The 12,949-nt window shown below is 75.0% G+C and carries 12 protein-coding genes and 1 riboswitch; of the genes, 5 read left to right on the forward strand and 7 right to left on the reverse strand.

The window, feature by feature from the left end:
• Positions 1–39: 39 nt before the first annotated feature.
• A riboswitch (cobalamin riboswitch) is annotated at positions 40–223 on the reverse strand.
• A 36-nt stretch (positions 224–259) separates the two neighbouring features.
• Positions 260–943 carry a DUF3153 domain-containing protein gene (locus ACQP0T_RS08215; RefSeq protein ID WP_433872023.1) on the reverse strand — a complete coding sequence of 228 codons (684 nt, stop codon included), beginning with the start codon at positions 941–943 and terminating at the stop codon, positions 260–262.
• Positions 944–1,044: 101 nt separating this feature from the next.
• Here ACQP0T_RS08215 and ACQP0T_RS08220 point away from each other — a divergent pair, with 101 nt between their 5' ends.
• Positions 1,045–2,739 (forward strand): DUF885 domain-containing protein, encoded by a 1,695-nt coding sequence (locus ACQP0T_RS08220; protein ID WP_433872024.1) that lies wholly within the window; start codon positions 1,045–1,047, stop codon positions 2,737–2,739.
• A 38-nt stretch (positions 2,740–2,777) separates the two neighbouring features.
• On the opposite strand, the gene ACQP0T_RS08225 is transcribed toward ACQP0T_RS08220, so the two are convergent.
• Entirely contained in the window at positions 2,778–3,344 is a 567-nt protein-coding gene (locus ACQP0T_RS08225) for a GNAT family N-acetyltransferase (RefSeq protein ID WP_345365228.1), read from the reverse strand.
• 306 nt (positions 3,345–3,650) lie between these two features.
• On the opposite strand from ACQP0T_RS08225, the gene ACQP0T_RS08230 reads away from it, so the two are divergent.
• Positions 3,651–4,091: an SAV_6107 family HEPN domain-containing protein gene (locus tag ACQP0T_RS08230; RefSeq protein WP_433872025.1), complete on the forward strand. Its 441-nt coding sequence runs from the start codon at positions 3,651–3,653 to the stop codon at positions 4,089–4,091.
• A 14-nt stretch (positions 4,092–4,105) separates the two neighbouring features.
• Positions 4,106–4,858: a maleylpyruvate isomerase N-terminal domain-containing protein gene (locus tag ACQP0T_RS08235; protein ID WP_433873626.1), complete on the forward strand. Its 753-nt coding sequence runs from the start codon at positions 4,106–4,108 to the stop codon at positions 4,856–4,858.
• Between the two features lie 373 nt (positions 4,859–5,231).
• Here the strand turns inward: ACQP0T_RS08235 and ACQP0T_RS08240 are convergent, their stop codons facing one another.
• Both ACQP0T_RS08240 and ACQP0T_RS08245 read right to left on the reverse strand, forming a co-directional pair.
• The gene (locus ACQP0T_RS08240; RefSeq protein ID WP_433872026.1) at positions 5,232–5,423 is read right to left on the reverse strand and encodes a hypothetical protein; all 192 of its coding nucleotides are present in this window, start codon (positions 5,421–5,423) and stop codon (positions 5,232–5,234) included.
• Positions 5,424–5,479: 56 nt separating this feature from the next.
• On the reverse strand, positions 5,480–5,668 hold the full coding sequence (locus ACQP0T_RS08245; RefSeq protein WP_433872027.1) for a hypothetical protein: 189 nt from the start codon (positions 5,666–5,668) through the stop codon (positions 5,480–5,482).
• A 209-nt stretch (positions 5,669–5,877) separates the two neighbouring features.
• Between ACQP0T_RS08245 and ACQP0T_RS08250 the strand changes: the two genes are divergently transcribed.
• Entirely contained in the window at positions 5,878–6,753 is an 876-nt protein-coding gene (locus tag ACQP0T_RS08250) for a S1 family peptidase (protein ID WP_433872028.1), read from the forward strand.
• Positions 6,754–6,819: 66 nt separating this feature from the next.
• Here the strand turns inward: ACQP0T_RS08250 and ACQP0T_RS08255 are convergent, their stop codons facing one another.
• Positions 6,820–11,400 carry an ATP-dependent helicase gene (locus tag ACQP0T_RS08255; RefSeq protein ID WP_433872029.1) on the reverse strand — a complete coding sequence of 1,527 codons (4,581 nt, stop codon included), beginning with the start codon at positions 11,398–11,400 and terminating at the stop codon, positions 6,820–6,822.
• 84 nt (positions 11,401–11,484) lie between these two features.
• Positions 11,485–11,610 (reverse strand): hypothetical protein, encoded by a 126-nt coding sequence (locus tag ACQP0T_RS08260; protein WP_345365240.1) that lies wholly within the window; start codon positions 11,608–11,610, stop codon positions 11,485–11,487.
• Between the two features lie 37 nt (positions 11,611–11,647).
• Between ACQP0T_RS08260 and ACQP0T_RS08265 the strand changes: the two genes are divergently transcribed.
• Positions 11,648–11,842, forward strand: a complete 195-nt coding sequence (locus ACQP0T_RS08265) for a DUF3046 domain-containing protein (RefSeq protein ID WP_345365242.1) — start codon at positions 11,648–11,650, stop codon at positions 11,840–11,842.
• Positions 11,843–11,879: 37 nt separating this feature from the next.
• Here the strand turns inward: ACQP0T_RS08265 and ACQP0T_RS08270 are convergent, their stop codons facing one another.
• Positions 11,880–12,656 (reverse strand): DUF4383 domain-containing protein, encoded by a 777-nt coding sequence (locus tag ACQP0T_RS08270; RefSeq protein WP_345365244.1) that lies wholly within the window; start codon positions 12,654–12,656, stop codon positions 11,880–11,882.
• Between the last annotated feature and the right edge of the window lie 293 nt (positions 12,657–12,949).

Raw genomic sequence — 12,949 nt, forward strand, 5'->3', positions numbered from 1 at the left:
GGCTCGGTCGCGAAGCCCGGGTGCGAGCCGGGAAGCGGTGTGCGTCCCGGCGAGCCAGCAGGTCTTCGGGCTCGGGCTCGTTCGGGCGAGGAGCCTTCCCGGGCCTGGTGGCCCAGTGGCACGTGTCCTCGCCCAGCACCCCTACCGCTGCGCGTCAGCTCCGGCTTCCGACCGGATTCCCCGTCCCGCTCCCGCGGGCACGACTGGCTCGCGCCTCACCCTAAGGGGTCTGATCCGGGTGGCCTTGCGGGGTGCGCGCTCAGGCTTCCTCGGCCGCGCGCGCCCGCAGGTGCGTGCTCAGCGCCAGCGCGGCGACGACCAGCGCCACCAGGAAGGTCGCGCCGGTCAGCAGCGCCGCCCAGCCGACCCAGCCGCCGCCGGTCGCGCTGGCGTACTGGAAGGTCGCCGCGAGCCTGGTCACCTCGCCGGGTTCCAGCTCCCAGGTGACCGTGCCCGCGCTCTCCTCGCCGTTGGTGCTGGTGATCTCGCCCGGCGCGCTGACCTTGACCTCGACCGACGAGTCGGTGTTGGCCAGCGGGGTGAGGTCGGCCGAGGCCTCCAGGATCACCAGCGAGCCGCTGCGGGAGAGCTGGAACTGGTAGCGCGAGTCGTCCGGGGTGAGCGACTGGCTCAGCCGGGTCACCTCGTCGAAGCTCAGGCCGCGGAACGACAGGTGCGAGCCGACCCGGTCGCCCTGCGCGTAAGGCGTGATCCGCACCTGGTCGGCCAGGTCCTCGGGCGGGGTCAACTGGAACGGGACCTTCCCGTCGGCGGTCTGCGTGGTGATCACCAGCTCACCCGCGACGGCGTCCTCGCCGTCGATCGTGAGCGCCGCGTTCACGTGCAGGCAGCCGCCGGTGACCATCCCGACGAGCACCAGCAGCAGACCCAGCACCGCACCGCGGGCGGGGCCCGTTCGACGACCGCTCGTTGTCCGCTCCACCTGCCGAATCGTCGCACCGGCTGCGGGTTTTCGCCGGGTGCGCGACCGCGCCGGAGGAATCCGGATGAGGCTCCGGCGGGCGACGACTAGCGTGGGCGGGCATGGCGACTGATCAGCAGGGCGTGCACGAGATCAGCGACCGGTTCGTCGACGAGCTGGCCGCGCTCGACCCCATTTCCGGCACCTTCCTCGGGCTGCCGGGTCACGACGAGGACATGACGGACTACTCGCCGGAGGGCCACCGGGCCCGGGCGGAGGCGGCGCGGCGCGCGGTCGCGGCGGCGCGCGAGGCCGTGCCCGCCGACGACGCCGAACGGGTCGCGCAGGCGGTGCTGCTGGAGCGGGTGGGCGTCGACCTGGAGCTGCACGAGGCCGACGCCGACCTCTCGGCGCTGAACGTGATCGCCAGTCCGGTGCAGGACATCCGGCAGGTCTTCGACATGATGCCGACCGACACCGAGCAGGACTGGCGCACCATCGCCACCCGGCTGGCGAAGGTCGGCGAGTCGGTGCGCTCGCTGCGCGCGGGCCTGACCGAAGGCGCCCGCCGGGGCGCGGTCTCGGCGGCGCGGCAGATCGCCAAGGTGGCGGCGCAGTGCGACACCTGGTCCGGGCGCGGTGCTCCGAAGTCGTTCTTCGCGGAGCTCGTCGCCGGGGCGGAGGTCGGCGGGGCGCAGGTCGGCGGGGCGCTGCGCCGGGAGCTCGACGCCGCCGCCGAATCGGCCGCCGGTGCCTACGCCGAGCTGGCCGACTTCCTGCGCGACGAGCTGCTGCCGCGGGCGCCGGAGCGCGACGCGGTGGGCGAGCAGCGCTACCGGCTGTGGTCCCGCTACTTCACCGGTGCCCAGCTGGACCTGCGGGAGGCCTACGAGTGGGGCTGGCAGGAGTTCACCGCGATCGAGGCGGAGCTGCGCGAGGTCGCGCGGCGGATCGAGCCCGGCGCCTCCCCGGCCGAGGCGGCGGCCGCGCTCGACGCCGACCCGCGCTACCTGGTCCGCGGGCAGCGCGAATTCGAGGCGTGGATGCAGGGCAGGTCCGACGAGGCGCTGCGCGAGCTGCGCGGCACCCACTTCGAGATCCCGGACCGGCTGATGGCCCTGGAGTGCCGGATCGCGCCCCCCGGCGGCGGGGTCGGCGCCTACTACACCGGTCCCAGCGACGACTTCTCCCGCCCCGGCCGGATGTGGTGGTCGGTGCCCGCCGACCGCGTCGACTTCCCGACCTGGCGGGAGCTGACCGTCGTCTACCACGAGGGCGTTCCGGGGCACCACCTGCAGATCGCCACCGGCGTGCACGAGTCCGGGCGGCTGAACAAGTTCCAGCGGCTGATGTGCTTCGTCTCCGGGCACGGGGAGGGCTGGGCGCTCTACGCGGAGCGGCTGATGCGCGAGCTCGGCTACTTCGGCGACGACGGCGACCTGCTCGGGATGCTCAACGACCAGCTCTTCCGGGCGGGCCGGGTGATCGTCGACATCGGGATGCACCTGGAGCTGGAGATCCCGAAGGGCACCGGCTTCCACGAAGGGCAGCGCTGGACGCCCGAGCTGGGCTTGGAGTTCATGCTCACCCGCACCATCGCCGACCCGGCGCACGTGCGCGACGAGATCGACCGCTACCTCGGCTGGCCGGGGCAGGCGCCGTCCTACAAGCTCGGCGAGCGGCTGTGGCTGGCCGCTCGCGAGGACGCCCGCCGCAGGCACGGCGCGGCGTTCGACCTCAAGGAGTTCCACGCCCAGGCGCTGCGGATGGGCGCCATGGGGCTGGACACGCTGCGGGAGCAGCTCGCGCTGCTGTGATCCCGGCGCCGGCCGGGGCGCGAGGTGGCCCCGGCCGGTCAGTCCGCCAGCGGCAGCGACCGGCCGAGGACCGCGAACGGACGCGGGTCCCCGGTGAACCGGTAGTCGCGCAGCACGTCGTCGAACCCGAGCCTGCGGTACAGCCGCCAGGCGCGGGTCGGTCCCTCCGGTGTGGACAGCAGCACGGTGCTGCCCTCGGCCCCGAGGAGCAGCCGCCGCAGGATCTCCCCGCCGAGTCCGCCGCCCTGGCTGCCCGGGTGCACGTGCAGCTCGGTGAGCTCGAAGTAGTCGGTCAGCCACCGGTCGACGTCCCCGCCGACGCTGAGCAGCCCGCGCCGCACCTGCTCGTGCCACCACTGGCCGGCGGCGCCGAGGTAGCCGTAGCCGATGCCGATGAGCTCGTCGCGGTCGTTGAACGCGCCGACGCAGCGCCACCCGGGCCGCATCGTGTGCGCCGACCACATCGGACCGCGCTGCGTCGCGGTGCTGGGCGGGTACCCCATCGCGGTCACGTAGACGTGCAGGGCTTCGGTGAGGCGGGCGCGGAGCTGGTCGGCGGTCAGCTCGCTGATCCGGTCACAGCGGGGGGACGGCGCGGCGGTCACAGGCGGAACCCTAGCCGGTTTGGCCGCCGAGGTCTTTCCCCGAACGCGGGCCGGTCGCGTGCCGGTGCCGGCCGGAGCCGTCCCGGTGCCTCCGTTCAGGTGATCATCATCGCTGGTCACCGCTCGAACAGGTGATGTGCGACGCAACGCTTGAGTCGATCGGGGGAGCGGGCTAATCTTCAGGTGTTCGAACTGAAGTTCGATGGACTGATGTTCGAATCCGGGTTCGGCGGTGCGGTGGGGGAAGCACCTCGCCGCCGGACCCGCCCCGGCTGGACCGTCTCGTCGTGTGCGAGGAGAACGCCGATGTCAATTCCCAACCTGTCGATCCCGGCTCCCCGGCGGTCGGTGGAGGACCACCGACCGCCCCAGCCCGCCGACGTTCCGGCCGGCTCGATGTCCCTCCTGGTGCAGGCGCGGTCGTCGCTGCACTCGGCCGAGGGCGACGCCGGCGCGGGGGAGCGCTACGTCGCCGCGCACCTGGCCGCGCTGCGGGCCGCGACCGCCGTCGTGGTGGCGCGCGCTCGGCAGCAGGAGCGCACCCGCCCGACCAGCGTGTGGGCCCTGCTCACCGCGGCCGCACCCGAGCTGCGGGAGTGGGCCGCCTTCTTCGCGGCCCGGTCGGACCGCCGGGCCGCGGCCGAGGCGGGCGTCCCGGTCACCGGTCGCGACGCCGACGACCTGGTGGCCAAGAGCCGCGAGTTCCTCGACGTCGTCGGCAGGAACCTGACGGGAGCGGTGCGATGAGGTGCGAGGTGAGGATGGACTACGGGCGGATGCTCGATCTGCTCGCCGACGAGGGGCAGCTCCTCGTCGCCGCCACCCACGACGCGCATGCCGACCTGCCCGTCGCGGGGGCCTCCGGCCGGACCGTCGGCCAGACGGTGCGGCACCTGGGAGACCTGGCCGAGGACGCGCTGTCCTGGCTGGGCGCCTCCGCCGAGTCCGCGCTGCGCTGGGAATTGCCCGCCGATCCCGGGCTGCGCGAGCTGGCCGACCGGCTCGTGCTGCGCCTGGCCGACCTGCTCGCCGAGCTGGTCAGCCGACCTCCCCACGACCCCTGCCCGACCTGGTGGCCGGAGGACCACTCGGTGCGGTTCTGGGCCCGCCGGTTGCTGCACGCCGTCGTGGTGCAGCGCGTCGACCTCCAGATCGCGGCGGGCATCGAGCTCACCCCGATCGACCCGGACATCGCGGTGGACGGGATCGACGAGGTGCTGCGGGTGTGGTTCGACTACCGACTGCACGCCCTGGGGGTGACGGCCACCCGCGCCTGCTCCGTGGGCGTGCACGCGGCGGACCGGAACTGGCTGGTCACCGCCGATCCGGCGGGCACGGCGGTGGTGAGCACGCCCGACGTCGCGCTGACCACGCCGGAGGCGGTCGTCGGCGGCGACCCGGCGGCGGTGTACCTCTGGTTGTGGGGCAGGCTCCCGGACCGCGCGGTGGAGACCAGCGGTGATCCGGACGCGATCGCCCAGCTCTGGGGGCTGTTGCGGCTCGCCACCCGCTGACGCGGCTCCCGCGCAGTGCACCGGGTGAGGGGCACCTTCATCCGACTATGCCGGATGAAGGTGCCCCTCACCCACCGGAAATCGGACAGCGGAGCGCGGTGGGAACTCGGCGGTCCCTCGGGCGGACGGTGCCGACGTGGTGAACGGTCGCTGACGGTCTCGGCGACCCCGCGGCGAGAAGGCCGCCGGGTACCCGCGGTGTGCGGATCGCTCCCCGGGCCGGACGGGCAGGCCTGGGCGGTCCTCGGGGGCCTCGGCGGGTGCTGCGCCTTCCGGACCGCGGTCGGCGGTGGTGGGTTCCCGCGGTTACCGGGACGCCGTACGCGTTCCGCCCCGGCGTACCGGTTCGGAGGCGGGTGTCACGAACCGGAGCTCAGCGCGGCGGCGTACCCGAGCAGGAGCAGTGCGAACGCGGTCCAGTAGGCCAGCACGGCGGCCAGCGCCGCTCCGGCGAGCTGCCGAACGTCCAGGCGTCGCGCCAGCCGGTGCGCCGGAGCGAACGCACCAGCACGACCGCGCCCGCGCCGACCGACGCACCGACGAGCACCACCGAGGAGGAGTCCACCTCCGCAGCATGGCCCACCGGTGCGGGTGCGCGGGCGGATTCCGCGGCGGAGGCGTCTAGGGAGCGGTGAGCCAGGCGAGTCCGGTCAGGACGGTCAGCACGACGATGGCCCCGAAGTAGGCCAGCGTCGCGGCCAGCACCGCGGAGACGGCGCGGTGCACCACCGATCCGCGTCGGCGCCGGAGGAACACGATCGCCCCCGCACCGACGGCGACGGAGAGCGCGGCGAGCTGGGGCCAGTCCACCCACCCAGGATGCCCGATCACGGATCGGACCCGGGTAGGACGTTCGAGGGCTCCGGGCGTGCCCGCGACCAGCGCCGACGAGCGGTGCTGCGCCGAGCGGGGGCGGCGGTTGCGCCGTTCGGCATCAGCTCCGGGGCGGACGGGCGGCCGGACCGGTCTCCGGGTTCGTCCCGGTACCGGTGGTCGCACCGCCGCGCGAGCCTGGTCGCATGAGCAGAGCGAAGACGTGGGCGGTGGCGCTGGGGGCCACCGCGATGGCGACGACGGCGCTGGCCGGTCCGGTGGCAGCGGCCGAGGACGGGATCGGCACCCGGATCATCGGCGGCGGACCGGTCTCGGTCGCCGACCACCCGTGGATGGTGTTCCTCTCCGACCCGCACGCCTACCCGCAACGGCCGTCGAACCACCAGTGCGGCGGCGCGCTCGTGGCCCCCACCAAGGTGGTCACGGCAGCGCACTGCGTCGACGAGACGCGGCTCGGCGACCTCGACGTGGTGGGCGGGCGGACCGATCTGCGCACCGGTGCGGGCGAGGTCAGGAAGGTGGTGGCGATCGACCCGCACGAGAAGGTCGCGGGTCCGCCCCCGCCGGAGGGCGGGCAGAGCTACCCGGGGGGCGACATCGCGGTGCTGACGCTGGACCGGCCGATGCCGTACCGGACGCTCCCGGTCGCCACCCCGGAGCAGGCCGAGGAGCTGTACCGGCCCGGCACACCGGCCCAGGTGCTCGGGTGGGGGGTGAGCAGCGAGGAGCAGCTCGGCGCACCACCGGCGGAGTCGGCGACCCCGCTGCTCCAGGAGGCCCAGCTCCCGCTGATGTCCGACGAGGCCTGCCGGGACGCGGCGCTGCACGGCTCGCCGTGGCCGGTGGCGTTCCACCCCGAGCACTACGTGTGCGCCGGGTACGAGCAGGGCGGCGTGGCCAGCTCGGGCGGCGACAGCGGGGGTCCGCTGGTCGTGGACGGCAAGCTCGTCGGGGTCACCGCGATGGCCATCCCGCGCGGCGCCGAGCCGCGCCTCGCCGACGTGCTGACCGGCTACACCCGCATCACCACGTTCCACGACCACGTGGCGCCGCACCTGTGAACGCGTCCCGCCGCGGCGGAACCGGTCTCCTCGCGGCCCAACGCCCGCGAGGAGACCGCCGACGCCTCATGCCCGCAGCCGCAGACCCTTCGGCGTGGCGCGGAAACCGGCCTCGGTGAGGATCTCCGCCAGTCGTGAGCCCCAGGCGCCCTCGCCGTCGGCGCGCTGCACGGCGAGCTGGTCCAGCCAGCCCTCCCGGACGACCCGGGCCAGACCGGCCGCCGCCCGCCGCAGCGCGTCCTCGTCGTCGGTGAACGACAGCAGCGACTTCCCGCCGCGCTCCACGTAGAGCACCGCCTCCCCGCCGACGAGCGCCACCAGGGCACCGGCCTTGCGCCCCGGCCGGTGCCGGGTCCCGCCCATCGCCGCGGGCCACTCCAGCGCCCCGCCGTACGGCTGGGCCGGGTCGGCGGCGGCGAGCACCACCGCCTCCGGCGCTTCCTCCGGCGGGTGGGACAGGGCGCGCAGCCGGTCGATGGCGCCCGGCACCGCGAACTGCGCCGCGCCGAGCCCCTCGACGACGTAGCCGCGGCGGCAGCGCCCCGATTCCTCCATCGCCCGCAGCACCTTGTAGACCGAGGAGAACCCGCCTGCGACGCGTTCGACGTCCAGCGCGCCCCGGGTCAGCACTCCGTGCCGCTCCAGGAAGGCCTCGGCGCGGGCGTGCGCGCGACGCGTCGGCTCCGCTTCCGGGCGCGGCGCCAGGGACCAGCGGCCGGAGACGGTCGGCGGTCCGGTGCGGCTGGGCATCGCGGGGCGGCCCGCGCGCAACCGCGCGTAGCGGCCCCGGGGCGCGCTGCGCCGCGGCTTGTGCGCGGCACCCCGGCCGGACACCAGCGAACGCAGCGGGGCCAGCGTGTCGTTGCTGACCCGGCCCGCCCAGACCAGGTCCCACAGCGCGGCGATCACCGCGTCGTCGGCCGGGGCCTGCTCGCCCTGCTCGACCAGCGCCGACCCGCCCCGCTCCGCGAGTTCCCGGAAGAACAGCGCCCCGCCGCCCAGCGCGTCCAGCAGCGCCCGGTGCAGCGGTGCGTCGTCCCCGGTCGCCTCCGGCGGGTCCGGCAGCAGCAGGTCCGCGACGTCGGTGGGCGCCAACGCGATCCAGCCGTCCCCACCGGCCAGGGCGCCGGACCCGACCCAGGTCACCTCGCCCGTCGCGGTCAGCTCGTCGAGCAGCGCGGGGGAGTAGCCCGGCAGCCGGGCGGGCAGCAGCAACGATTCCAGCGCGCTGGCCGGGACCGGGGCACCGGCGAGCTGCTCCACCACCGAGTACACGTCGTCCACCGTCGGCGCGGCGCGCAACCGGGCGCCGATGCCGTGCCACGCGGGCAGGAACCGCCCCAGCGCCGCGGGCTCGACGGGTTCCACCTCGGCCCGCAGCCGGGCCAGCGAACCGCGCCGCAACCGCCGCAGCACCTCGGTGTCGCAGTACTCCAGCGCACCACCGCCACCGGCGTCCAGCGGGCGCAGCTCACCCCGGGCCAGCCTGCCGGTGCCGGTCAACCGGTCCAGCACCCCGTGCACCACCGCGACGCCGAGCCCGAACCGCCCGGCCGCGGCCTCGGCGGTGAACGGCCCCCGGCACCGGGCGAAGCGGATCAGCAGCTCACCCAGCGGGTCCGGAACGGGCTCGGTGAACGTCTCCGGCACGCCGACCGGCAGCGCCACGCCGAGCGCGTCGCGGACCTTGCCCGCGTCCTCGACCGGGATCCAGCGCGGCTCCCCGGCGATGCGCACGGACAGCACCCGGCGCTGCGCGGCCAGCTCCGCCAGCCACTCCGGGCGGATGCCGCGCGCCTCGGCCTCCTCGGCGGACAGGTCGCCGAGGAAGCGGAGCAGGTCCACCGCGCCTTCGGCGTCCTTGGCGTGCCGCTCGGGGGTGAGCCGCTGCAACTGCTGCTCGACCTCGGTGACCACCTCCGGGTCGAGCAGCTCGCGCAGCTCCTCGGAGCCCAGCAGCTCGGCCAGCAGCGCGGGATCCAGGCTCAGCGCGGCGGAACGGCGCTCGGCCAGCGGCGCGTCGGTCTCGTACAGGAACATCCCGATGTAGCCGAACAGCAGGTTGCGGGCGAACGGCGACGGCGTCGGGGTCTGCACCTCCACCACCCGCACCCGGCGCGCGGCCACCTGCCGCATCAGGTCGGTCAGCCCCGGCACGTCGTAGACGTCCTGCAGGCATTCCCGCATCGCCTCGAGCACGATCGGGAACTGCTCGTACTGCGCGGCGACCGCGAGCAGTTGCGCCGAGCGCTGCCGCTGCTGCCACAGCGGCGAGCGGCGGCCGGGATCGCGCCGCGGCAGCAGCAGCGCCCGGGCCGCGCACTCCCGGAACCGGGAGGCGAACAGCGCCGAGCCGCCGACCTCGTCGGTCACCACCCGCGCCACGTCGTCCGGGTCCAGCAGCACGTCCTCGGCGGTGGGCAGCACCTCGGACCCCGCCTCGTCGAGCGCGTCGGCCAGCCGCAGCACGATCCCGTCGTCGGAGGACGCCACCTGCGGTTCGACCCCGCGGCGCTCGCGGATCCGGGCGCCGATGGCCAGCGCCCACGGCCCGTTGACCTTGGCGCCGAACGGCGAGTGCACCACCAGCCGCCAGTCGCCCAGCTCGTCGCGGAAGCGCTCGACGAGGATCGTCCGGTCGTCCGGCACGTGCCGGGTCGCCTCCCGCTGTTCGTCCAAGTAGGACAGCAGGTTGTCCCGCGCCCACTCGTCCAGCCCGGCCGCGGCCATCCGCTCCCGCGCGGTCTCGGCCGCCGAACCGGTCACCTCCCGGACGAAGGCGCCCAGCGCCCGGCCCAGTTCCAGCGGACGGCCGGGGGAATCGCCCTTCCAGAACGGCATCCGCGCCGCCGCGCCGGGGGCGGGCACCACCACGACCCGGTCGTGGGTGATGTCCTCCACCCGCCACGCCGAGGTGCCCAGCAGGAAGGTGTCGCCGACCCGCGACTCGTAGACCATCTCCTCGTCGAGCTCGCCGACCCGCGCGCCGCCGGTCCCGGTCTCGCCGGGCGTGGTGACCAGGAACAGCCCGCGATCCGGGATGGTCCCGCCGGAGGTGACCGCCAGCCGCTGCGCCCCGGGCCGGGCGCGCAGCTCGTCGTTGACCCGGTCCCACACGATCCGCGCCCGCAGCTCCCCGAACTCCTCGCTGGGGTAGCGCCCGGCCAGCATGTCCAGTACCGAGTGCAGGGCCGAGTCGGGCAACCCGGCGAACGGCGCGGCGCGGCGCAGCACGGCGGCCAGGTCCGGCACCGACCACGGCTCCATCGCCACCATCGCCACCACGTGCTGGGCCAGCACGTCCAGCGGGTTGCGCGGGTAGGACAGCGCCTCGATCAGCCCGTCGGCCATCCGCTCGGACACCACCGCGCAGCCGATCAGGTCGCCCCGGAACTTGGGGAACACCACCCCGCGCGACACCGCGCCGACCTGGTGCCCGCCGCGGCCGATGCGCTGCAGGCCGGAGGCCACGCTCGGCGGCGTCTCGATCTGCACCACCAGGTCCACCGCGCCCATGTCGATGCCCAGCTCCAGGGAGGAGGTCGCCACCACGCACGGCAGCCGGCCGGACTTGAGCTCCTCCTCGACGACCGCCCGCTGCTCCTTCGACATCGACCCGTGGTGGGCCTTGGCGACCACGGCGGGCGCGCCCGCGGTGATGCCGGAGCCGCCGACCGCCTCGGCCGGGAACCGGGACGGCTCGGGTGCGACCCCGGTCTCCTGCTCCGCGGCGAGCTCGTTGATCCCGGAGGTGAGGCGTTCGGCGAGCCGCCGCGAGTTGGCGAACACGATGGTCGAGCGGTGCTGCCGGATCAGCTCCAGCGCGCGCTCCTGCACCGACGGCCAGATCGAGGTGCGCGGGGCCGCCCCCGCCGCCGAGCCCTCGACGTCACCGGATTGCGCCCCCAGCTCGGCCATGTCCGGCACCGGGACCTCGACCCGGACCTCGACCTCCTTCGGGTGGGCCGGCTGGACGGTGCGCACCGGTCGGCCGCCGGCCAGGAACGACGCCACTTCTTCGACCGGCCGCACCGTCGCCGACAGGCCGACCCGCTGCGCCGGGCGGGGCAGCAGCTCGTCGAGCCGCTCCAGCGACACCGCCAGGTGCGAGCCGCGCTTGGTGCCCGCCACCGCGTGCACCTCGTCGACGATCACCGTCTCCACCCCGCGCAGCGACTCGCGGGAGGCGGAGGTCAGCAGCAGGAACAGCGATTCGGGCGTGGTGACCAGCACGTCCGGCGGCGTGCGCTGGAACGCGCGGCGCTGGTCGGCGGGGGTGTCACCGGTGCGGGTGCCGACGGCGATGTCCGGCGGCTCGCCGCCGGCGCGCTGGGTGGCCTGCCGGATCCCGGCCAGCGGCGCGCGCAGGTTGCGCTCGACGTCCACGGCCAGCGCCTTGAGCGGCGAGACGTAGAGCACCCGGCAGCGCCGCCGGGGGTCTTCCGGGGGTCCTTCGGCGGCCAGCCGGTCCAGCGCCGAGAGGAACGCGGCGAGCGTCTTGCCGGAACCGGTGGGCGCCACCACCAGGGCGTGCTCGCCGTCGGCGATGGCCTGCCAGGCGCCGCGCTGGGCCTCGGTGGGCCCGGCGAACGCGCCGCGGAACCAGTCCCGGGTCGGCGGGGAGAACACCTCCAGCACATCGCTCACCCCTCCATGCTGGACCACGGCACCGACAGCGGGCAGCGGAGCGGGCGCTCACCCGAACGGCCGTGCGGCGCGGTCCCGCCGGGCTCAGCGCCCGCGCCGGTTCCACAGGTGCCGGAGGGCGAGCACGACGACGGTCAGCAGGATCGCCGCGATCACCAGCTTGCCCAGCGGTGACGACAGCCCGGTCGGATCGGCTTGCAGGAGCAGCACGCCCCCAGCATACGGGCGGCGCGTAGGCTCAGCGGTGATGCGCCACACCCACTTCCGCAACCGGCTCGCCGAGGAGTTCGGCCGGGTCCGCGCCGAGATGATGGCCCAGGACCACGTGTTCGCCGTGCTGGGCGGCCGGACCATCGACGAGGCCCTCGAGGCGGGGTTCACCCCCAAGGAGGTCTGGCAGGCGGTCTGCGACGCGTTCGAGGTGCCGCCGGAGCGGCGCTGACCTCGGGCCCCGGTGCGGGAGCGGTCGTGCGCCGGGGTCAGGTGTCGCCGCGCTGGGGGAACCTCAGGTCCCGGGTGGGCGGCGCGCTGCGGGGCTCCGGGTACTCGTCCTGCCAGGGGTTCTGCGCGCTGATCTCGTCGGCCTCGGTGCGGTGCTGCTCGGCGTAGTGCTCGTAGGCCCGGCGGCGTTCCTCCTGCTGGTGGCGCCACGCCTCGGCGCGGACCCGCCGTTGCTGCTGCGGCGTGGAGGTGCCCGCGGCGACGGCGGCCTCGTCCCGGGACAGCGGCTGCAGGTCGGCCAGCCGCTGCTGCGCCGAGCCGGCGGGCGGCCGTTCGCCGGTCCGCTGCTCGGGGAACCGGTCCGCGGCGCGGTGCCGGGGGTCGTCGGGCGGCAGCGGGCCGCCGACCCGGCCGGAGACCCCCAGGAACACCAGCAGCGCCCCGGCGGCGAGGCTGAACACCACGTTCGCCGCGTTGAACCCGAGCGGGTTCCACGTCGTGGCGAACAACACGAGGTGCGCCAGCCCGGCGAGGAAGAACAGCACCCCGGCCACCGTGCTGGTGGTCGAGGCGACCTTGCCGCCCCAGGCCGCCGCGAGCACGAGCACCGCGCCGAAGGCGACGGACAGGTACCCGAGCATCCCGTTGCCGGAGAGCCAGAAGTAGACCTGGGCGCCCTCCGCCCCCAGCAGCGGTGGCCGACCGCCCAGCACGAGGGCGCCGTAGACCACCAGTGCGGCACCGAGCAGGGCTGCCACGATCCGGTAGATCCGGCTCAGCGGATGTTCGGGCGGCAGGGAACGGCGCGTCGTCATGATCGGCACCTCCTCGCGGTGGCCGTCGATCGGCGGAACCGGCGGCTCCGCGCCCCCGGTGCTCCAGCGGTCCGTGCCCCGGTCGGTGTCCGGGAGTCCCAGTGTCCGCGCGGTCGGCGGTGATCGCACCGTCACACCGACGAGCGACGGGACCGGCGTGTCGGTCCGATGATCGAACACCCGTTCGCCTATGATGGTGGCGCAACGGATCGCGATCTCCCCGCGGCCTCCCGGCCCCTGCGGAAATCGTCGGTCCCAGCCAGTAGCGTCGGCCCTGACCCGACGCAGTCCGA

It is taken from the genome of Saccharopolyspora sp. CA-218241 (assembly GCF_050954615.1).
Taxonomy (GTDB): domain Bacteria; phylum Actinomycetota; class Actinomycetes; order Mycobacteriales; family Pseudonocardiaceae; genus Saccharopolyspora; species Saccharopolyspora cebuensis.